The organism is Rhodococcus erythropolis NBRC 15567 (assembly GCF_001552595.1).
Classification (GTDB): domain Bacteria; phylum Actinomycetota; class Actinomycetes; order Mycobacteriales; family Mycobacteriaceae; genus Rhodococcus_F; species Rhodococcus_F erythropolis.
This window is the reverse complement of the sequence record NZ_BCRM01000016.1, coordinates 106503-126396: the sequence shown is the minus strand read 5'-3', so window position 1 is coordinate 126396 and position 19894 is coordinate 106503. Positions and strand designations below refer to the sequence as shown.

20 protein-coding genes are annotated in these 19894 nt (G+C 63.7%); 9 read left to right on the top strand and 11 right to left on the bottom strand.

Annotated features, from left to right (window positions below; translation table 11 throughout):
- Positions 1 to 140: 140 nt before the first annotated feature.
- The 3 genes from RE4_RS19715 to hrcA all read right to left on the bottom strand — a co-directional run bounded on the left by RE4_RS19715 (position 141) and on the right by hrcA (position 3181).
- Positions 141 to 902 (bottom strand): 16S rRNA (uracil(1498)-N(3))-methyltransferase, encoded by a 762-nt coding sequence (locus RE4_RS19715; protein ID WP_021333396.1) that lies wholly within the window; start codon positions 900 to 902, stop codon positions 141 to 143.
- Between the two features lie 2 nt (positions 903 to 904).
- Positions 905 to 2056 (bottom strand): molecular chaperone DnaJ, encoded by a 1152-nt coding sequence (dnaJ, locus tag RE4_RS19710; RefSeq protein ID WP_019749026.1) that lies wholly within the window; start codon positions 2054 to 2056, stop codon positions 905 to 907.
- 81 nt (positions 2057 to 2137) lie between these two features.
- The gene (hrcA, locus tag RE4_RS19705; RefSeq protein WP_019749027.1) at positions 2138 to 3181 is read right to left on the bottom strand and encodes a heat-inducible transcriptional repressor HrcA; all 1044 of its coding nucleotides are present in this window, start codon (positions 3179 to 3181) and stop codon (positions 2138 to 2140) included.
- Between the two features lie 157 nt (positions 3182 to 3338).
- On the opposite strand from hrcA, the gene RE4_RS19700 reads away from it, so the two are divergent.
- On the top strand, positions 3339 to 3662 hold the full coding sequence (locus RE4_RS19700) for a type II toxin-antitoxin system VapB family antitoxin (protein ID WP_003944521.1): 324 nt from the start codon (positions 3339 to 3341) through the stop codon (positions 3660 to 3662).
- Between the two features lie 26 nt (positions 3663 to 3688).
- Here RE4_RS19700 and RE4_RS19695 read toward each other — a convergent pair whose 3' ends face one another.
- Positions 3689 to 4309, bottom strand: coding sequence for a CG0192-related protein (locus tag RE4_RS19695; RefSeq protein WP_060939204.1), 621 nt, complete (start codon positions 4307 to 4309; stop codon positions 3689 to 3691).
- 35 nt (positions 4310 to 4344) lie between these two features.
- Positions 4345 to 5571, bottom strand: a complete 1227-nt coding sequence (gene hemW, locus RE4_RS19690) for a radical SAM family heme chaperone HemW (RefSeq protein WP_060939178.1) — start codon at positions 5569 to 5571, stop codon at positions 4345 to 4347.
- A 503-nt stretch (positions 5572 to 6074) separates the two neighbouring features.
- On the opposite strand from hemW, the gene RE4_RS19680 reads away from it, so the two are divergent.
- The 7 genes from RE4_RS19680 to RE4_RS19650 all read left to right on the top strand — a co-directional run bounded on the left by RE4_RS19680 (position 6075) and on the right by RE4_RS19650 (position 13346).
- Complete coding sequence (locus tag RE4_RS19680; RefSeq protein WP_020908197.1) at positions 6075 to 7805, top strand: nitrite/sulfite reductase; 1731 nt, start codon at positions 6075 to 6077, stop codon at positions 7803 to 7805.
- Complete coding sequence (locus RE4_RS19675) at positions 7802 to 8545, top strand: phosphoadenylyl-sulfate reductase (RefSeq protein WP_042952234.1); 744 nt, start codon at positions 7802 to 7804, stop codon at positions 8543 to 8545. The genes RE4_RS19680 and RE4_RS19675 overlap by 4 nt, the downstream gene beginning before the upstream one ends.
- Positions 8542 to 9477: a sulfate adenylyltransferase subunit CysD gene (gene cysD, locus RE4_RS19670; protein WP_020908199.1), complete on the top strand. Its 936-nt coding sequence runs from the start codon at positions 8542 to 8544 to the stop codon at positions 9475 to 9477. The genes RE4_RS19675 and cysD overlap by 4 nt, the downstream gene beginning before the upstream one ends.
- Entirely contained in the window at positions 9477 to 10763 is a 1287-nt protein-coding gene (locus RE4_RS19665; RefSeq protein ID WP_020969973.1) for a sulfate adenylyltransferase subunit 1, read from the top strand. The genes cysD and RE4_RS19665 overlap by 1 nt, the downstream gene beginning before the upstream one ends.
- Positions 10764 to 10767: 4 nt before the next feature.
- Entirely contained in the window at positions 10768 to 11523 is a 756-nt protein-coding gene (locus tag RE4_RS19660; RefSeq protein ID WP_060939177.1) for a sirohydrochlorin chelatase, read from the top strand.
- 94 nt (positions 11524 to 11617) lie between these two features.
- The gene (locus tag RE4_RS19655; protein WP_020908202.1) at positions 11618 to 12394 is read left to right on the top strand and encodes a DUF998 domain-containing protein; all 777 of its coding nucleotides are present in this window, start codon (positions 11618 to 11620) and stop codon (positions 12392 to 12394) included.
- Positions 12395 to 12449: 55 nt separating this feature from the next.
- Positions 12450 to 13346, top strand: coding sequence for a universal stress protein (locus tag RE4_RS19650; RefSeq protein WP_019749037.1), 897 nt, complete (start codon positions 12450 to 12452; stop codon positions 13344 to 13346).
- Between the two features lie 125 nt (positions 13347 to 13471).
- Here RE4_RS19650 and RE4_RS19645 read toward each other — a convergent pair whose 3' ends face one another.
- The 6 genes from RE4_RS19645 to RE4_RS19625 form a co-directional block, all read right to left on the bottom strand.
- Entirely contained in the window at positions 13472 to 14521 is a 1050-nt protein-coding gene (locus RE4_RS19645) for a sulfate/molybdate ABC transporter ATP-binding protein (protein WP_020908203.1), read from the bottom strand.
- Positions 14518 to 15324 (bottom strand): sulfate ABC transporter permease subunit CysW, encoded by an 807-nt coding sequence (gene cysW / locus RE4_RS19640; protein ID WP_003944503.1) that lies wholly within the window; start codon positions 15322 to 15324, stop codon positions 14518 to 14520. The genes RE4_RS19645 and cysW overlap by 4 nt, the downstream gene beginning before the upstream one ends.
- Entirely contained in the window at positions 15321 to 16169 is an 849-nt protein-coding gene (gene cysT / locus RE4_RS19635; protein WP_003944556.1) for a sulfate ABC transporter permease subunit CysT, read from the bottom strand. Before cysT ends, cysW begins: the two co-directional genes overlap by 4 nt.
- A 7-nt stretch (positions 16170 to 16176) precedes the next feature.
- Positions 16177 to 17208 carry a sulfate ABC transporter substrate-binding protein gene (locus tag RE4_RS19630; protein ID WP_003944569.1) on the bottom strand — a complete coding sequence of 344 codons (1032 nt, stop codon included), beginning with the start codon at positions 17206 to 17208 and terminating at the stop codon, positions 16177 to 16179.
- A 196-nt stretch (positions 17209 to 17404) separates the two neighbouring features.
- Positions 17405 to 17494, bottom strand: a complete 90-nt coding sequence (locus RE4_RS31860) for an Ms4533A family Cys-rich leader peptide (RefSeq protein WP_309599318.1) — start codon at positions 17492 to 17494, stop codon at positions 17405 to 17407.
- Between the two features lie 123 nt (positions 17495 to 17617).
- The gene (locus tag RE4_RS19625) at positions 17618 to 17824 is read right to left on the bottom strand and encodes a hypothetical protein (protein WP_003944489.1); all 207 of its coding nucleotides are present in this window, start codon (positions 17822 to 17824) and stop codon (positions 17618 to 17620) included.
- Positions 17825 to 17906: 82 nt separating this feature from the next.
- Between RE4_RS19625 and RE4_RS19620 the strand changes: the two genes are divergently transcribed.
- Entirely contained in the window at positions 17907 to 19865 is a 1959-nt protein-coding gene (locus RE4_RS19620; protein WP_003944557.1) for a glycoside hydrolase family 15 protein, read from the top strand.
- Positions 19866 to 19894 lie beyond the last annotated feature (29 nt).

Here is a 19894-nt window from a genome sequence, read left to right as displayed (position 1 = left end):
GGCCTCCTGAAATCCCCGAACCAACTCACGCCGAAGGCGACCCCCGACGTCCTTACGATAGTGCGCAAATCTGACACTTCGCTGAGCGCCGGATCCGATTCAGCTCGGGATCACACAACGTCAGTGCAGTCACAACAAGATCAGTGCAGTGGCCGTGGTCCCCAGCGATCGGTCAGCACTCCGATCGCGCCGAGAGCAACAGCCCCGGCGGTCGACGTGCGCAGGACCGTCGGCCCGAGAAGCACCGGAGTGGCCCCGGCCTCCGACAACGCACTGATCTCCGAATCGTCGAGCCCACCTTCGGGACCGACAACGAGAAATACCTCGTCCGCGCTCGCCAACGGCAAGCCGGCCAACGGCGTCGTCGCCGATTCGTGAAGCACCGCAACCACAGCGCCGCGGGCAACGGCGTCGCGAACCAACGCGATCACCGCCGCCGTCTTGTGCAGATCCGAAATCTCCGGGACGAACGCGCGTCTGGACTGCTTCGCCGCAGACACTGCGGCACTTCGCCAGCGTGCGACGCCCTTGGCGAGCTTCGGGCCTTCCCATTTGGCGACACAACGCAGGGACTGCCACGGAATCACGGCGTCGATACCAGCCTCGGTGGCCAGTTCGACGGCCAACTCGGAGCGCTCGGCCTTGGGCAGTGCCTGAATCAGGGTCACCAACGGCTTGGGCTGCTCGAGAACCTGAACGTCGCTGACCAACAGTTCGAGGCGATCCTTGCCGACGCTCGTCACCTCGGCGTCGGCTACCCGGCCACGGCCGTCGGCCAACACCAAACGCTCGCCGACACCGATCCGGCGGACAGTGGCCGCGTGGCGGCCCTCCTGCCCGTCCAGAACTGCGATTTCACCGACGCCGGGAACCGGGTCGAGAAAGAAGACCGTTGCGGCCACCGTCAGCGGCCGCTGAATGCTTCGCGAAGACGCGAGAACAGACCACCGCTGTTCTGCGACGTCGTCGAAACGACCTCGGCCTCGTCACGATCGCGGAGCAGCTTGAATTCCTTGAGCAGCTTGGACTGCTTGTGATCGAGGCGGCTCGGGATGACCACCTCGAGGTGAGCGTGGACGTCGCCGCGCACTCCCGACCGCAGTTTCGGCATACCGTGACCGCGAAGAACAGCAACGTGCCCGGGCTGGGTGCCTGGCTCGATGGTGATTTCCTTGGGGCCGTCGATGATGGTGTCGACGGTGACGCTGGTACCCAGTGCTGCGTCGACCATGGGAACACGGATGGTGCAGTGCAGGTCTTCACCGTCCCGAACGAAGACGTCGTGCTGCTGCTCGACGATCTCGACGTAGAGGTCGCCGGGGTGTCCGCCGCCTGGGCCGACTTCACCCTGCGCAGTCAAACGGATGCGCATGCCACCGGCAACGCCCGCCGGAACCTTCACCGTGATGTCGCGCTTGGCCCGAACTCGGCCGTCGCCGCCACACTTGTGGCAGGGATCCGGGATGGTCTCACCGGCACCGCGGCACGTCGGGCAGGGACGCGAGGTCATGACCTGGCCGAGGAATGAGCGCTGGATGGACTGAACTTCGCCGGCACCGTTGCAGGTCTCACAGCGGACAGGCTTGGAGTCGCCGTTGGTTCCGGCTCCGGTGCAGCTGTCGCACAGAATGGCCGTCTCGACGGTCACGTGCTTGCTGACGCCCGTCGCACATTCTGCGAGGGTCAGCTTGGTGCGAAGCAACGAGTCGGCTCCGGGCTGAACGCGACCGCGCGGCCCACGACCTGCGCCGCCACCGCCGCCGAAGAAGGCTTCGAAGACGTCGCCGAGGCCACCGCCACCGAATCCGCCGCCGAAGCCACCACCTCCGCCGCCACCGGACTCGAGCGGGTCTCCGCCGAGATCGACGATGCGACGCTTCTCCGGGTCGGTCAGGACCTCGTAGGCCGTCGAGATCTCCTTGAACTTGGCCTGCGCCGCCTCGTCAGGGTTGACGTCCGGGTGCAGTTCGCGTGCCAGCTTGCGGTAAGCGCGCTTGAGCTCCTGGTCTGTCGCGTTCTTGCCGACGCCGAGCAATCCGTAGTAATCCCGTGCCACGTTGAGTCTCTCGTCCTTCTCTTACTTCTAGGTTTTCCTCAGTCCTCGCGAGGAGGTGTGCCGACCAAATGTCGACGTCCGTCATCGCTCGGAGAGAACTTCGCCGATGTATCTGGCAACGGCGGCAACCGATGCAATTGTTCCCGGATAGTCCATCCGAGTGGGTCCGAGCACACCGACACCACCGAAAACGGTACCGGCCGCGCCGTAGCCAGTCGAAATCACGGAGGTTCCGCGCATCTGTTCGACCTGCGTCTCTTCACCGATCTGGACGGTGACCGTGCCGGAATTCTGAGTCGCAGCGAGCAGTTTGAGGACCACTACCTGCTCTTCCAGTGCTTCGAGCACTGCGCGCAGCGAACCGGGGAAGCCGGCCAGACCGGAGAAATCGGCGGCGTTGCGCGTGAGGTTGGAGGTTCCGCCCAGAACGAGGCGATCTTCCGGATGTTCGACCAGGGTCTCGACCAGAACCGTTGCCGACCGGATCACGGCGTCGCGCAGGTCGGCCGGAGACTCGTCGGCCAGTTCCGCCACGGCAATCGACGCGGCGGCCAGGCGCTTACCTTCCAGGGCCCCGCCGAGAAGCGCGCGCAACCGGGAAAGGTCTTCGTCTTCGAGGACGTCCCCGAGCTCGACGATTCGCTGATCGACTCGCCCGGAATCGGTGATGAGAACGAGAAGCAGGCGCGCCGGCGTCAATGCGACCACCTCGAGGTGGCGAACCGACGACGCGGACAGCGACGGGTACTGGACAACCGCGACCTGACGGGTCAGTTGCGCGAGCAGTCGCACCCCACGACGCAGAACGTCGTCGAGGTCGACACCCGACTCCAAGAACTCCAGGATCGCTCGGCGCTCGGGCCCGGACATGGGCTTGACGTCGGCGATGCGATCGACGAATTCGCGGTATCCCTTGTCGGTCGGAACGCGGCCGGAACTGGTGTGCGGTTGGGCGATGTAGCCCTCGGCCTCGAGGAATGCCATGTCGTTGCGCACAGTGGCGCTCGACACTCCGAGGTTGTGACGCTCGACCAGGGCCTTGGATCCCACCGGGTCCTGGGTGGAGACGTAATCGGCCACGATTGCACGTAAGACCTCGAAACGCCTGTCGTCGGTACTCGACATCGTTGCCACCTCCGTTTCCTGAACAGAACGAACACCGACATTTACACATCGGTTCCCACTGGCAGTCTAATCGCCCGAGCGCCAGAGACGGCTGTTGCCCTTACTGTGGAGTGAGATCGGCGAAGGGTCGATCGCACAACCATGGACAAGGCGGCACATGATCTTCAAAGGCGTGATGGACGGCAAACCGTATCCCGATCACGGACTGTCTCTACGCGACTGGTCGAAGTTCCCTCCACGTCAGGTTCGACTCGACGAGATCGTGACCACCACGAAGGTCCTCGAACTCGATCGCCTGCTGTCGGAGGACTCGACCTTCTACGGCGATCTGTTCCCTCACGCAGTGCAGTGGCGCGGCACTCTCTACCTCGAGGACGGCCTGCACCGAGCGGTTCGTTCGGCCCTGCGAAACCGCGTCGTGCTGCACGCGCGTGTCTTCGACTTCGACGCGATGCCCGGTGTCATCGAGGGCGTCCGCTGACGCTCACGCGACTCAGGCGCCGAGACTCAACCGACGAACGCGAGCAGTGCGGGATTCGGCTGCCCCGGCCAGGTTCCGGTGAGCGTCGCCGAGCCTGACACTCGATCTGCGTCGATCACTCTCACCACGGTCAATTCCAGTTCTCCCGCGCTGATGATCGTGTCGGTGCCGACTGTCGAGCAGGTCACCGATTCGACGTCCGGTACGGAAGCGCCGGCCGTACCGCTGCCTACTACGTGAGCCGTCACCGGGATGTGATCGGCGGAGTCCGCGAAAACCAGATCGACTCCGGCCCCACCGGTCAGAATCGCGGTCGCCACCGCGCTCACGTAGACCGGATCGCAGCAAGCGTCGTACACCCACCGCTCGCCCAGTACCGAATGATCCATGGTTGCGATCAGCGCAGTCTCCGCCCCGTCCAGCGGAGCACCACGATAAGTGAGCGGGACCTGAAGAATTCGACCGTCGGCAGAGCGGAGCAGGTGCGTCTCGATTCCGACCTCGCCGTCCGGGTCGTCGAAACGATAGGCGTCGACGCGTTCGAGCGTCGAACAGTCGACCGACCCGATCCATGGCTGCTTGGGCACCCACGCTCGGAGCAGGTCGTTCTTGGACGGATTCAGCTGCGCACGATGAATGATGGCCACCACGGCCACATTACGCGGCGAAGGATGGTGCCGCGTCAGGTCAGGATCGTGCGAATCACCGCATCAGCGAGCAGGCGACCACGGTCGGTGAGAACCACGTGATCGTTCTCGATCACGGCCAACCCGTCGACTACCACCCGTTCGGCCGAAAGGCGTTCGGATGCAGACAGTTCCGACAACGGAAGTCCCGTACGCAACCGCGCGGTCAACATGACGCGCTCCATGTGTTCGTCCTCGGCGGTCAGTTCTTCGCTGCCGCCGACGGGAAGTTCACCGAGGGCCAACTGTTCCGCGTACCGTGCCGGGTGCTTGACGTTCCACCACCGCACTCCGCCGACGTGACTGTGCGCGCCCGGTCCGGCGCCCCACCAGTCACCGCCGTCCCAGTAGCCGAGGTTGTGACGGCAGCGGGTGTCACCGGAGTCCGCGGTTTCCGCCTTTGCCCAGTTGGAGACCTCGTACCAGTGCAAGCCGGCCTCGGACAGGCGTGAATCGATTCGTTCGTATCGTGAGGCCAGCACGTCGTCGTCCGGCGCGGGCAGCTCGCCGCGCCTGACCTTGCGAGCCATGGCGGTGCCGTCCTCGACGATCAACGCGTAGGCCGAGACGTGGTCGACATCGGCGGAGAGAACCGCATCGAGTGAGGCGTCCAGATCTTGGTCTCGCTCCCCTGGCGTTCCATAGATCAAATCCAAGTTCACGTGCGAAAAACCAGCTGCGCGAGCCTCTTTCGCGGCAGCGACGGCGCGGCCGGGAGTGTGGGTGCGGTCGAGGATCTTCAGGACGTGCTGAGCCGCGGACTGCATGCCGAGGGAAATGCGGGTGAATCCCGCACTGCGGAGAGCGTCGAAGAATTCCGGCGACGTCGATTCGGGGTTCGATTCCGTGGTCACTTCGGCGCCGGACGCCAAGCCGAAGCTGCTGCGAACCGCCGACAACACGTCGGACAGCCCGTCGCCACCGAGCAGCGACGGCGTTCCACCGCCCACGAACACCGTCTCTGCCGCCGGGGCGCCCGTCATCTCGGCCGCGAGATCGAGTTCGCGTCGCAAACCCTCCAGCCACGACTGCGGCGACGCCGAGGTTCCGAGCTCACCGGCCGTGTAGGTGTTGAAATCGCAGTACCCACACCTGGTGGCACAGAACGGGACGTGGATGTAGATCCCGAACGGCCGTTTCCCGACACCCTCGAGCGATCGCGCGGGCAAGGCGAAGGGCGTCGCCTCGCTCTGTCGAGTGGGAGTCGTGCTGGTGGCATTCACGCCTCCAGTGTCCCAGCATCCGGAACGCACACCTATTCAGCCTGCGATGCAGGTCGGCGCGTGGCCTGAACTCGATATTTCCCCCGTTTTTCGTGGAAATATGCGCCCGAGTCGGAATTATCGAGTTGACGTGGCACAATGGTCCGCATGACCGGACTCGGAGTGCGACTTGTGGCGCGTCGCCATGTCGACTTCAAGCGTGTGTGCAGCTCGTCGTGTCTGCACCTGTGTAGCTGTTGATCTTTCACTGATCTTCCAGCCTTTCCCGCTCATCTCCATCTGCTTCACCGAAACAACTCTCTGCAGAGACACGTCGTTTCAGAGATACAGCTTCTCCAGCTGTTCGTTTTCGTGAGCACACCTGCCGGCCGCGAGCTTTCCGAGACCGAGGACAGCCCCCTCGATTTCCGACACGGACCGGTGCGTCCCGATCAGACACCGCCACAGTTCGTCGATAGTGCGTGCCGCGTGCCGATCAACCGCCCAGATCCAGGAGTTCATCGATGACGTCGACCACCGACGCCGCCACACCCGCCGATTCGGCAGCACCTGCCGAAGCCCGGCCCGCACGCGCTGCACGTCCCGCCAAGCGTCGCGCCGAAGGTCAGTGGGCCCTCGGTTACCGCGAGCCGCTCAACGCCAACGAGCAGGCCAAGAAGGACGACAACCCGCTCAACGTTCGGGCCCGCATCGAGAACATCTACTCCAAGCAGGGCTTCGACAGCATCGACAAGGGCGACCTTCGCGGCCGCTTCCGCTGGTGGGGTCTCTACACCCAGCGCGAAGAAGGCTACGACGGCACCTTCACCGGCGACGAGAACATCGACCTGCTCGAGGCCAAATACTTCATGATGCGCGTGCGTTGCGACGCCGGCGCTCTCAACGTCGAGCAGCTGCGCACCATCGCCGGCATCTCGAAGGAATTCGGCCGGAACACCGCCGACCTGTCCGACCGCGAAAACGTCCAGTTCCACTGGATCGAGGTCGAGAACGTTCCGGAGATCTGGAAGCGGCTCGAAGCCGTCGGACTCAAGACCACCGAAGCGTGCGGTGACTGCCCCCGCGTCGTCCTCGGTTCTCCCCTGGCCGGCGAATCGCTCGACGAGGTCCTCGATCCCACCCCGGCGATCGACGAGATCGTGCGCCGCTACATCGGCGACCCCAAGTACTCCAACCTGCCGCGCAAGTTCAAGACCGCCATCTCCGGTCAGCAGGACGTCGTTCACGAGATCAACGACATCGCCTTCATCGGCGTGAACCACCCCGAACACGGCCCGGGCCTCGACCTCTGGGTCGGCGGCGGACTGTCCACCAACCCGATGCTGGCGCAGCGCGTCGGCGCCTGGATTCCGCTCGACGAGGTCCCCGATGTCTGGGAGGGTGTCGTCTCGATCTTCCGTGACTACGGCTACCGCCGTCTGCGCGCGAAGGCAAGGCTCAAGTTCCTCATCAAGGACTGGGGCATCGAAAAGTTCCGCGAGGTTCTCGAGACGGAGTACCTCGAGCGCCCGCTCATCGACGGCCCCGCGCCGGAGAAGCCCAAGCGCCCGATCGACCACGTCGGCATCCAGAAGACCCGCAACGGCCACAACGCAGTCGGCTTCGCTCCGATCGCCGGCCGCGTCTCGGGAGACATCCTGGCTCAGGTCGCCGACGCCGCGGAGAAAGCCGGCAGCGACCGGATCCGCTTCACGCCGTACCAGAAGCTGATCATCCTCGACGTCGCCGACGAGACCCTCGAGCCGCTCATCGCCGATCTCGACGCGCTGGGCCTTCCCGCCCGACCGTCGCACTGGCGCAAGAACCTGATGGCCTGCTCCGGCATCGAGTTCTGCAAGCTCTCGTTCGCCGAGACACGCAAGCGTTCGCAGGTGCTCGTGCCCGAACTCGAACAGCGTCTCGCCGACATCAACAGCCAGCTCGACGTGCCGATCACCATCAACATCAACGGTTGCCCCAACTCCTGCGCTCGCTCGCAGATCGCCGACATCGGCTTCAAGGGCCAGCTCGTCGACGACGGTGAGGGGAATCAAGTCGAGGGTTTCCAGGTTCACCTGGGAGGCAGCCTCGGATTCGACAGCGCCTTCGGACGCAAGCTGCGCCAGCACAAGGTCACCAGCGTCGAGATGGGTGACTACATCGACCGCGTCGTACGTCAGTTCGTCAAGAACCGCAACGAAGGTGAACGGTTCGCCGAATGGGCAGTGCGCGCAGACGAAGGAGATTTGCGATGACAGTGGACATTTCGCGAGCAACCGCCGACGAGCTTCGGTCCATCGCCGAGCGCGGTGCCGTAGAACTCGACGGAGCCAGCGCACAGGAACTGTTGCAGTGGACCGAGGACACGTTCGGTGACGGGGCGAGCGCAGCAACGGGGGATCGTAGCGGTTACATTGTTGCGTCGAACATGCAGGATGGAGTGCTGGTTCACCTTGCCGCACAAGTTCATCCGGGCGTCGACGTACTCTTCCTCGACACCGGCTACCACTTCCCCGAGACCATCGGCACGCGTGACGCGGTCGAGCAGGTCTACGGCGTCAACGTCATCAATGCACGCGCGCTGGCAAGCGTCGCCGAGCAGGATGTCGCCGAGGGCAAGGATCTGTTCGCCCGTGATCCCAACCGCTGCTGCGCATTGCGCAAGGTCGCACCCCTCAAGCAGACACTGTCCGGCTACAGCGCGTGGGTGACCGGCATCCGCCGCGTCGAAGCGCCCACCCGCGCCAACGCTCCCTTGATCTCCTTCGACGACGCCTTCGGCCTCGTGAAGATCAACCCGATCGCTCCGTGGTCGGACGAGGAGATGCAGAACTACATCGACACCAATTCCATCCTCGTCAATCCTCTTGTCGACGAGGGCTATCCGTCCATCGGCTGCGCACCCTGCACCAGCAAGCCAGCCCCCGGCAGCGATCCGCGTAGCGGTCGTTGGGCCGGTGCCTCCAAGACAGAATGCGGGTTGCACGCATCATGACAGTTGACTTGACACTTTCACGTCCTCAGCTCGACGGCACACAGTTCGATACTCTCGACGCCCTCGAGTCCGAAGCGATCCACATCTTCCGAGAGGTAGCCGGCGAGTTCGAACGCCCGGTCATTCTCTTCTCGGGCGGTAAGGACTCCACCGTGCTGCTGCATCTGGCGATCAAGGCCTTCTGGCCTGCGCCGCTGCCGTTCACCCTGCTGCACGTCGACACCGGCCACAACCTGCAGGAAGTTCTCGACTTCCGCGATCACGTCGTGGCCAAGTACAACCTGCGCCTGCACGTGGCCAGCGTCGAGGAGTACATCGCGGACGGTCGCCTCACCGAGCGTCCCGACGGTATCCGCAACCCGCTGCAGACCGTTCCGTTGCTGGACGCGATCTCCGAGAACCGCTTCGACGCCGTCTTCGGTGGCGCTCGCCGCGACGAGGAGCGCGCCCGCGCCAAGGAGCGGATCTTCTCGCTGCGCAACGCTTTCGGCCAGTGGGATCCCAAGAAGCAGCGCCCGGAACTGTGGAACCTCTACAACGGTCGCCACTCCCCCGGCGAGCAGGTGCGCGTCTTCCCGCTCAGCAACTTCACCGAGCTGGACATCTGGCGTTACATCGCCCGCGACAACGTCGAACTCGCCAGCATCTACTACGCCCACCAGCGTCCGGTGTACCAGCGCGACGGCATGTGGATGACCCCCGGAGTCTGGGGTGGTCCGGCTGACGGCGAAGAGCTGCAGACCCTTTCGGTGCGTTACCGCACCGTCGGCGACGGTTCGACCACCGGTGCTGTTCTCTCCGATGCGGCTGACAACGAAGCGATTCTCGCCGAAGTTGCGGCATCACGTTTGACCGAGCGCGGCGCGACCCGTGGCGACGACCGAGTTTCCGAAGCGGCCATGGAAGACCGCAAGCGAGAGGGCTACTTCTGATGAGCGATCTGCTCAGACTGGCAACTGCCGGCAGCGTCGACGACGGAAAGTCCACACTCGTGGGCCGCCTGTTGTACGACACGAAATCCGTTCTCGCCGACCAGATCGACGCCGTGACCCGTGCGTCGGTGGACCGCGGTCTCGACACCCCTGACCTGTCGCTCCTGGTGGACGGACTGCGCGCCGAGCGTGAGCAGGGCATCACCATCGATGTGGCGTACCGCTACTTCGCGACCCCCAAACGCACCTTCGTGCTTGCCGATACACCGGGCCACGTGCAGTACACCCGCAACACGGTCTCCGGTGCCTCGACGGCTCAGCTCGTGATCCTGCTGGTCGATGCTCGCAAGGGCGTCATCGCGCAGACTCGTAGGCACGCAGCGGTTCTCGCGTTGCTCGGTGTCCCGAAGCTCGTTCTCGCCGTGAACAAGATCGACCTCGTCGAGAACCCCGAAGAGGTATTCACCTCGATCTCCGCCGAGTTCAACGAACTCACCAGCTCACTGGGCTGGGCAAGCGAAGACGTCGTCGAGATCCCGGTATCGGCACTGCACGGTGACAACGTCGCCATCCGCTCCGACAAGACCCCGTACTACACCGGCCCCACGCTGATCGAGCACCTCGAGTCGATTCCGGTCGACGCCGAGCCGCATCGCGTCGGCCTGCGTTTCCCGGTGCAGTACGTGATCCGTCCGCGTACCGCCGAGTTCCTCGACTACCGCGGATACGCCGGCCAGGTTGCCGCCGGTTCCGTCGTACCCGGCGACGAAGTGGTGATCCTGCCCTCGGGTACGCGCACCACCGTCACTCGTATCGACACGGCCGACGGCGAACTCGACGTCGCCCACGCGGGGCGCAGCGTCACGCTGATCCTGGCCGACGACGTCGACGTCTCTCGCGGCGACACCATCGCCTCGCCGTCTGACGCACCCGAGCCGATCGGCGAATTCGACGCCACCGTCTGCTGGTTGGCCGAGAAGTCGCTGCGCCCCGGCGCACGTCTGCTGCTCAAGCACGGCACGCGCACGACGCAGGCCATCGTCGGCAGCTTGGTGGAGCGCTTCAACGAGCAGGATCTCACCACGGATCAGGGCCCGGACACTCTCGAGCTCAACGAGATCGGCAAGATTTCGATCCGCGTGGCCGAGCCGATCGTGGCCGACGACTACGCAGTGAACCGCCACACCGGCAGCTTCCTGTTGATCGATCCCGCTGGTGGAAACACTCTCGCAGCCGGCTTGGTCGGCGACGTCATTTCCGCTGTCGAATTGGGCGAGCGCGTCTAAGTCGATGGTTCCGCTCATTGCTGTTGCGCACGGCAGCCGTGATCCCCGTTCTGCTCGGGTGATCGCGGCTGCCGTGGCGGCTCTTCGTGAAGCCCGGCCAGACCTCGATGTCCGGCTGGCGTTTCTCGATCTCAATGCACCGTCCATCGATCAGGTCCTGGACGGAGTTGCACACGACGGCCACACTCACGCCGTTGTTGTTCCGATGCTGCTGGGCAACGCCTTCCACGCTCGGGTAGATCTGCCCGGGCTCTTGGCCGCTGCCGCGACACGCCACCCCCAACTGACCGTGTTCCAAGCAGACGTACTAGGTCGCGATGCTCGGCTTATCGAGGCAGTGCGCGAGCGAATCCTCGAAGCGGGCGCCCGGCCGGACGATCCGTCGGTCGGTGTCGCTCTTGCGGCAGTCGGCTCGTCCGACGCGCGTGCCAACGCCGCGACCGCAGAACTGGCGTCCACTCTCCTGAGCGGAACCAACTGGTCGGGCGTTCGAATCTGTTTCGCGACATCCGCGGAACCAACAGTTGCCCAGGCGATCTCCGCTATCGAGCAGAACGGCGCCGAACGCGTTGTCGTCGCACCCTGGTTCTTGGCTCCCGGCCTACTGACCGACCGGCTCAGCGCTGCAGCAGCAACGGTATGTCCGCGCGCGCGTTTCGCCGAAACGATCGGTGGGCACTCTCTACTGATCGAAACGATGATCGACCGTTACCGACAAGTCGCTGATGCACTACCCGACCGTCTGGTCCGCTCCGCCTGATCCGGTTTCACAGGCCGTTATCAGATTGTTACCGTAGTGTTGGATCTGTCCAGCCTGCGAAGGTTCATCCTTCGCCTGCGAAACAGATCTTTGGGTGCAATCCCCTCAGAGCGCCGCGAGAGGGAACACCATCACTCACAATCTTCGCCTCGGCACAGCCGGCACCGCCTGGGTCCTGTCGGTGCTCTACCTGCTTGTCGAGATCTTCACGGCCGGAGCCTGGAAGACGCCGTACAGCTTCGCGCGTGACTCCATCAGTTCGCTGGGCGTGACGACATGCAGCGTGGATTCGTGTTCGCCGATGCACGACGTCATGAACGCGGCCTTCATGATCCTCGGTGCGCTCACCATCCTCGGTGCAGCCTTGCTGCACAAGTACATTCCGGACGGTCGTGCGAAAAAGTGGATTCTCGGCCTTGCCGTCGTCGTTGCACTGAGCACCGCGGCTACCGGCCTCTTCCCGGCCAACGACGGGACCTTCGTTCACTGGACCGCAGTACTTCCCGGCTTCGTCGCCCGCCATGCCGTTCTCGTACTCATGGCAATTCAATTCTGGAAGCACAGCAAATGGATCGCAGTATGGTCGGGACTGTGCGCGGCCACCGGAATCGTCGGCGCCGTACTGCTTCTCGGACGAACCCTCACTTTCGGCTTGGGTGAACGCTTGACGCTGTACCCGCTGCCGATGTGGATGGCAGTCACCGGCGTCGCAGCCCTGCTCGCGTTGATGCGCCGAACCGTGTTGAAGAACGTGGAATTGACACTGCCCGGTAACGGATTCATCACCGCTCTGTTGTCGTTGCGCCCGCGTCGAACTCGCGCAGCAGTGCCTACCGACGTTCTCGCACCGCGGGAGCTGACGAGTTTGTAGCGAACCCGGGGTGACCAGGGACACACTGGTAGGGAGGCGACGCGAGGAGACTTCCATGACCAGTGCATCTGTTCGACACGGAATCGTGGCCGGCATCGACGGCTCGGCAAGCGCGGTCAACGCCGCGAGGTGGGCAGCATCGGCTGCAAAGAGATTCGACGAACCATTGCGACTGACCCACGTTCTGCCGGGACAACCCGAGTCAGGTGGCGGTACCAACGTCACCGACGAAGAGATGTTCGACCACCACCTTCGCGTCGAGGGTGCAAAGTTACTCGACGAGGCCGAGGACGCCATTCGCGACGATCACACCGACGTCACCGTCGAACGCGGCCTCGTGACCGGCACTCCCGCAACCACACTCGTCGAACTTTCGAAATCCGCTCGCATCGTTGCACTCGGTCAGGCCGGTACCAGCGAAATGCAATCGGTGTTTCTCGGTTCCGACACCATTCGGGTGGTCAACCGGGCGCACTGTCCCGTGGCGGTGTTCCGCGGTACCGGCGAGCACGCGGTCGCCGACACCAGGCCCATCGTCGTCGGCGTCGACGGAAGCAAGCTCAGCGAACTCGCCGTCGCGCATGCTTTCGAGTTTGCCGCGTTCCTCGGCGCGCCCTTGGTTGCGGTTCACACCTGGAACGAGCACGCCTCGCTCGGCGGGTACTCCGAAGCCAGGCGCTTCGTCGACTGGGGACCGTACGAACAGCATGAGCACGCTCTGCTGTCCGAGTGCCTCGCCGGCTGGACGGAGAAGTACCCCGATGTCGAAGTCACCCGGAGTGTCCAGCGCAGCGGACCGATGAAGGCACTGCTCGAGCACTCGGCGGAAGCGCAACTCGTAGTCGTCGGTAGCCACGGCCGCAGCCCGTTCATGGCGTCGATAGTCGGATCGACCAGTCAGAGCCTCATCCACCACGCCCAATGCCCGGTCCTCGTCTGCCGAGAGGGCTGAACTGGTCTCGCTGTTGCCCGGCCCCCACCTCTGAGCGAACGGCACTTTCGGCGCCATCAGGAGACCGAAAGTGCCGTTCGCTCAAACAGGAGTGGGGGTGAAACAGGTCAAACAGGGCTAGCGGGTCATACCTGGCCGACGACGCTCACCGTCACCGGCTCCTGCTCCGGCGTCACCACCGGAGTCTCCGGCAGATCCGGCACCCGGGTAGCCCGGGCGTAGACCGTCTCCCCCGCCTCGAGGTGCAGAGCTGCACTGTCACCGCGGGTGACCTGAGCCGAGAACAACTCACCGGTTGCCTCGTTGCGCAGGTCGACTCGAACCTCGAAGCCGAGATACACGACGCGCTCGACGGTTGCGCGTGTGACGCCGAGGGACTCGGCCGTTCCGGACTCCTGAGCGAGAGCCATGCTCGGATCGCGGCCGAGACGGATGTCATGCGGACGGACCAACTGCCCGTTGAGCTTCGCGACGGATCCGAGGAAGGACATCACGAAGTCGTTGGACGGACGGTCGTACAGGTCGGCAGGTTCACCGATCTGCTCGATCCGCCCCTTGTTCAGCACCGCGATGCGGTCGGCGACGTCGAGAGCCTCTTCCTGGTCGTGTGTGACCAGGACGGTGGTGACGTGCACCTCGTCATGCAGGCGACGCAACCACGTGCGCAGGTCGGCACGGACCTTCGCGTCGAGGGCGCCGAAGGGCTCGTCGAGCAGGAGCACCTGCGGATCCACCGCCAGAGCGCGCGCCAACGCCATGCGCTGACGTTGACCACCGGACAGCTGCGCGGGGTACCGATGCTGAAAGCCGTCGAGGCCGACGATCTCGAGAAGTTCGTTGACCTTCTTCTCGATCTCCGGCTTCGGGCGCTTGCGGATCTTGAGCCCGAAGGCCACGTTGTCTCGCACCGTCATGTGCTTGAACGCTGCGTAGTGCTGGAACACGAAACCGATGTCACGCTTCTGCGGCGAGACGCCGGTGACGTCCTTGCCTGCGATGGTGATGGTTCCCGAATCGAGCTCTTCGAGCCCTGCGATCGAACGCAGCAACGTCGACTTTCCCGAGCCACTTGGCCCGAGCAATGCCGTCAACGAACCCGAGGGAATGTTGACCGTCACGTCGTCGAGCGCCGCGAAATCACCGTAGTTCTTGCGGGCCCCGGTCACTGTGATCATGTGGTGCTCCTCTTACGGTCCAGCAGCGTCATCAGCAACAGGACAATGATGGCGATGCCCATCAGCAGCGTTGCCGCCGAATACGCACCAAAAGTGTTGTGGTCGTCGATGTATCGCGAATGCACCAGCAATGTCAGTGTCTGGGATACCCCCGGGAAGCCGGAAGAGACCATGATGACTGCGCCGAATTCACCGAGCGAACGCGCCACCGTCAACACGATTCCGTACGTCAAACCCCAGCGGATCGCGGGCAAGGTGATCCGCCAGAACGTCTGCCAACCAGAGGCACCGAGCGTCGCGGCTGCTTGTTCCTGCTCGTCGCCGATCTCGTGAAGTACGGGTTCGACTTCCCGGACGACGAAGGGCAGCGTCACGAAAATCGTCGCGATCACCATGCCTGGCAACCCGAAGATGACCTTGAACCCCAACGATTCGATGCCGCCGAACCAACCGTTGGCACCCCACAGAAGAATCAACGACACACCGACGACGACGGGCGAGACCGCGAAGGGCAGATCGACCACCGACTGCAGTACGCCCCGCCCCGGGAAACGCCCACGCACAAGTGCCAGCGCCGTGACGACACCGAACACGACGTTGATCGGAACCACGATCGCCACGATGATCAGCGAAAGATTCAGCGCGGAGATCGCTGCCGGCGTCGTGATCGATTCGAGGAACGGGCCGATTCCGTTCTCGAACGTTCGCGTCAGGATCACACCGATCGGCACGACCAACAACACGAACAGGTAGACGAGAGCGATGGTCCGCAGACCGATCTTCGATCCTCTGGACACGTTCATCGGGAACTCTCCTCACGTCGCTGTCCTCGCGAGGCGAAGATTCGCAGGACGAACAGCGTCACGAATGCGATGGCCAGCAACGCTACCGAGACGGCAGCGGCGTTGGTCGGACGATCGATTTCGATCTGCTGCTGAATGTACTGCGACGTCATCTGTGTCACGCGTGGGATGTTGCCGCCGATCAGAACGACCGAGCCGTATTCACCGATCGCTCGGGCGAATGCGAGCCCCGCGCCGGAGATGACGGCAGGCGCCAGCGTCGGAAGAACGACGGAACGAAAGATCGTCCAGTTGGAAGCCCCCAACGATGCAGCGGCTTCCTCGACTTCGCGGTCGACCTCCATCAGCACCGGCTGCACCGAGCGAACCACGAACGGCAAGGTCACGAAGGCCAATGCCACGATCAGTCCGGGTTGGGTTGCATTGAGGTGGATGTCGATCGGTGACTGCGGGCCGTAGAGAGACAGCAGCACGATCGACGCCACGATGGTCGGTAGTGCGAACGGCAGATCGATCATCGAGTTGACGATGCGCTTGCCCGGGAAGTCGTCCCGGACCAGCACCCACGCGATGATCGTGCCCATCACGACGTTGATCAATGCCACGATCACCGAGACCAACAACGTCACGCGCAACGACGCCAAGGCGACGGGTGCGGTGATGGCGTCCCAGAATCCGGAGATCCCCTCGTCGAACGCGGTGGCGGTCAACGCGGCGAGCGGAAGCAGAACGATCACGGAGAGCCACAGGGTGGCCACTCCGATTCCGAGCGGCCCCACACTCCCCGTGACCCGCGCGAGTTTTCGCCGACGAGCCACGGGGGTGGGGTCAATAGTGTCAGTCACGTCAGTCTTACTTGGTCGCGTTGTCGTAGATCACTGCGATCGAACCGGTGTCCTTGGTGAACAGAGCACTGTCCACGGCCTTCCAGCCGCCGAGATCTGCAATGGTCCACAGCTTGGTCGGCTCGGGGAACTTGTCGGTGAACTTGGCAGCGACGGCGGGATCAACGGGACGGAATCCTGCTTCGGCCCAGAGCGTCTGACCCTCGGTCGTGTACAGGTAGTCCTTGAACGCGGTCGCCTTGTCGAGGACCTTGCTGTTCGAGATCACGGCAACCGGGTTCTCGATCTTGAAGGTCGTGGGCGGGGTGACGTGCTCGACCGGGTCGCCGTTGCCTTCGATGAACAGTGCCTCGTTCTCGTAGCTGATCAGAACGTCACCGCTGCCCTGCAGGAAGGCTTCCGAAGCCTCGCGTCCCGACTTGGGCTGGATCTTGACGTGATCGTTGACCAAGGCGGTGACGTAGTCGAGACCCGCCTGCGGGTTCTTGCCACCGTCGCTCTTGGCGGCGTACGGCGCCAAGAGGTTCCACTTGGCCGAGCCGGAGCTGAACGGGTTCGGCGTGACGACCTCGAGGCCGGGCTGAAGCAGGTCGTCCCAGTCCTTGATGCCCTTCGGGTTCCCCGGACGCGTCACGATGGTGACTACCGATCCGAACGGAATTCCGTTGTAGGCGTCCTGGTTCCAGTTCTGATCTACCAGACCGGCATCGACCAGGCGGGTGATGTCGGGCTCGACGGAGAAGTTGACGAAGTCTGCCTCGGCGCCGTCCTTCACCTTGCGCGACTGGTCGCCCGAGGCGCCGTACGAAGGATTGAAGTTGACGTTCTTGCCCTCGTCTGTCGCCTGGAAGGCTGCGGTGAGCTTGTCGAAGCCGGGCTTCGGCACGGCGTAGGCGAACAGGTTGATCGTGCCGGCGCTACCGTCGCTGGCGGCGCTGTCACCACCCACGGTGTCGCTCGAGCCACCACTGCACGCTGTGAGTACCACGGCCCCCATGGTCGCGATAGCAGTGAGAAGTGTGCGGGAACGGCGTTTCATTGCAGATACCTTCCTGAAAGGACTGACAAACGAGGGTTGGTCAAACGACAAGTCCGAGACCTCTGGGGCTGATTCCATCGGGATGTTCAGACATGGAGAGCCGACGGGCAATGAGCCCTGAATCGGGGGCGCGAGTTACGCGCAGAGAAGTTCGAGTGGGGTGCGCAGCACCACCGGAGAGGTCGAACTCAGGAAATCAACAACAGGCGACGTCAGCGACGTCGAGCATGCCGACAGCAATCAACGCCAACTGGTGGCGGATTACGGGAGCTGTTGCTTCGGACACGCGGTGGACTTTAGCAGAGCACCAGCGCCCGCTCTAATCGGGAGAACTAACGGGTGAGAAGCCACGCGACGATCACGAGGAGAATCAGGGCTATCAGGGCGAGAGTGACCCGTGAGCGGGGCATCAGCTTTCCTCTACTTCTCGAGAATTCCTACGCAACCAGCCGAAGAGCGGCAGAGCGAGAACGGCGGCCAACGCGCGATCCAGACCGATGGCCACCAGGCGGCACAGCGGAACGACGACGATCAGGACCAACGCGACCTGCGGGATGAACGGGAGCCCCGCCATCCACAGCTCGAAGCTGTCCCACCAATCCGCTATCCGATCCACGCCAACACCCTATCCTTCGGACGATACGGTCCCGACAGCGTGTGGATTGGACGTGTGTCGATTCTGGCCGGATGATGGCCGAATGAGTGCTGACGACGAAGTGGTGCAGACTATTCCTCCCGCCTCCACGGGTCACCATCGAAGCAACTTTCCCCCTATCGACGACTACGCGTTTCTTTCCGATTGCGAAACCTCGTGCCTGATTGCCCGTAACGGATCTGTCGAGTGGATGTGCGTTCCCCGCCCGGACTCCCCCAGCGTGTTCGGTGCCATCCTCGACCGCAGCGCAGGCCATTTCCGCATCGGCCCGTACGGCCAGAACGTCCCGGCCGCCCGACGCTATCTGCCGGGTGGACTCATTCTCGAGACCACCTGGCAGACCGAGACCGGCTGGCTCGTCGTACGCGACGCCTTGGTCCTCGGTCCTTGGCACAACGTCGACAAGCGATCGAACACCCACAAGCGCACACCCACAGACTGGGATGCCGAACACACCCTTCTCCGTACGGTCAAATGCGTCAGCGGCACCGTTGAACTCGAGATGAGCTGCGAGCCCGCGTTCGACTATCACCGCGGCACGGCGAATTGGGAGTACACCGGAAAGGTCTACGAGGAAGCAACGGCAACGTGTCGCTCCGCCAAGCCCGGAGACCACCCAACTCTGCGCTTGACCACCGACCTACGACTGGGCCTGGAAGGTCGTGAGGCACGGGCCCGGACGCGACTGGTCGAAGGCGACAACGTGTACGTCGCGCTCTCGTGGTCGGATCTTCCCGCGCCGCAGACGTTCGACGAGGCCGCCGACAAGATGTGGCAGACGTCCAAGTCGTGGCGCGAGTGGGTGACGATCGGCAAGTTCCCCGATCACCCGTGGCGCGGATACCTGCAGCGCAGTGCGCTCACACTCAAGGGGCTCACCTACGCACCGACCGGAGCCTTGCTCGCGGCTTCGACAACATCGCTACCGGAAACACCAGGCGGAGAACGTAACTGGGACTACCGCTACGCATGGGTTCGCGACTCTACTTTTGCACTGTGGGGCCTCTACACGCTCGGGTTGGACCGTGAGGCCAACGACTTCTTCAACTTCATCTACGACGTGTCGAGTTCTGACAACGGTCAGCCACATCCCTTGCAGGTGATGTACGGCATCGGCGGCGAGCGCACACTCGAGGAATCCGAACTCAACCATCTCTCCGGATACGACGGTGCCCGTCCCGTGCGCATCGGCAACGGCGCATTCGATCAACAGCAGCACGACATCTGGGGCACCATGCTCGACTCGGTGTACCTCCACATCCGCACCCGCGAGCGTGTCCCCGAAGCGCTGTGGCCGCTACTCAAGAAGCAGGTCGAGGAAGCGATCAAGCACTGGCGCCAACCCGACCGTGGGATCTGGGAAGTGCGCGGTGAACCACAGCACTTCACGTCGTCGAAGATCATGTGCTGGGTCGCACTCGATCGCGGCGCCAAGCTGGCGGAGATGCAGGGCGAGAAGAGCTTTGCGCAGCAATGGACGGCCATCGCGGACGAGATCAAGGCCGACATCCTAGCGCACGGAGTCGACTCGCGTGGAGTTCTGACGCAGCGGTACGGCCACGATTCACTCGACGCGTCGCTCTTGTTGGCACCGCTGCTGCGCTTCCTGCCGGCCGACGATCCGCGGATCCGGGCGACGGTGCTGGCGATCGCCGACGAGCTCACCGAGGAGGGGCTGGTCCTGCGCTATCGCGTCGACACCACCGACGACGGATTGAGCGGCGAGGAGGGCACGTTCACCATCTGTTCCTTCTGGCTCGTCTCCGCCCTCGTCGAGATCGGCGAACTGGATCGGGCAAAGCATCTCTGCGAGCGTCTGCTCGGGTTCGCGAGCCCGCTCAAGCTGTACGCCGAAGAGATCGACGCCCACACCGGTCGTCATCTGGGTAACTTCCCGCAGGCGTTCACACACCTGGCGCTGATCAACGCCGTGGTCCACGTGATCCGCGCCGAGGAAGCTGCCGAAGCCGGAGCTTTCCAGCCCGCGCACAACGCGACCTAGACCCCCTGCTGTGCGCCTTTATTAACCGC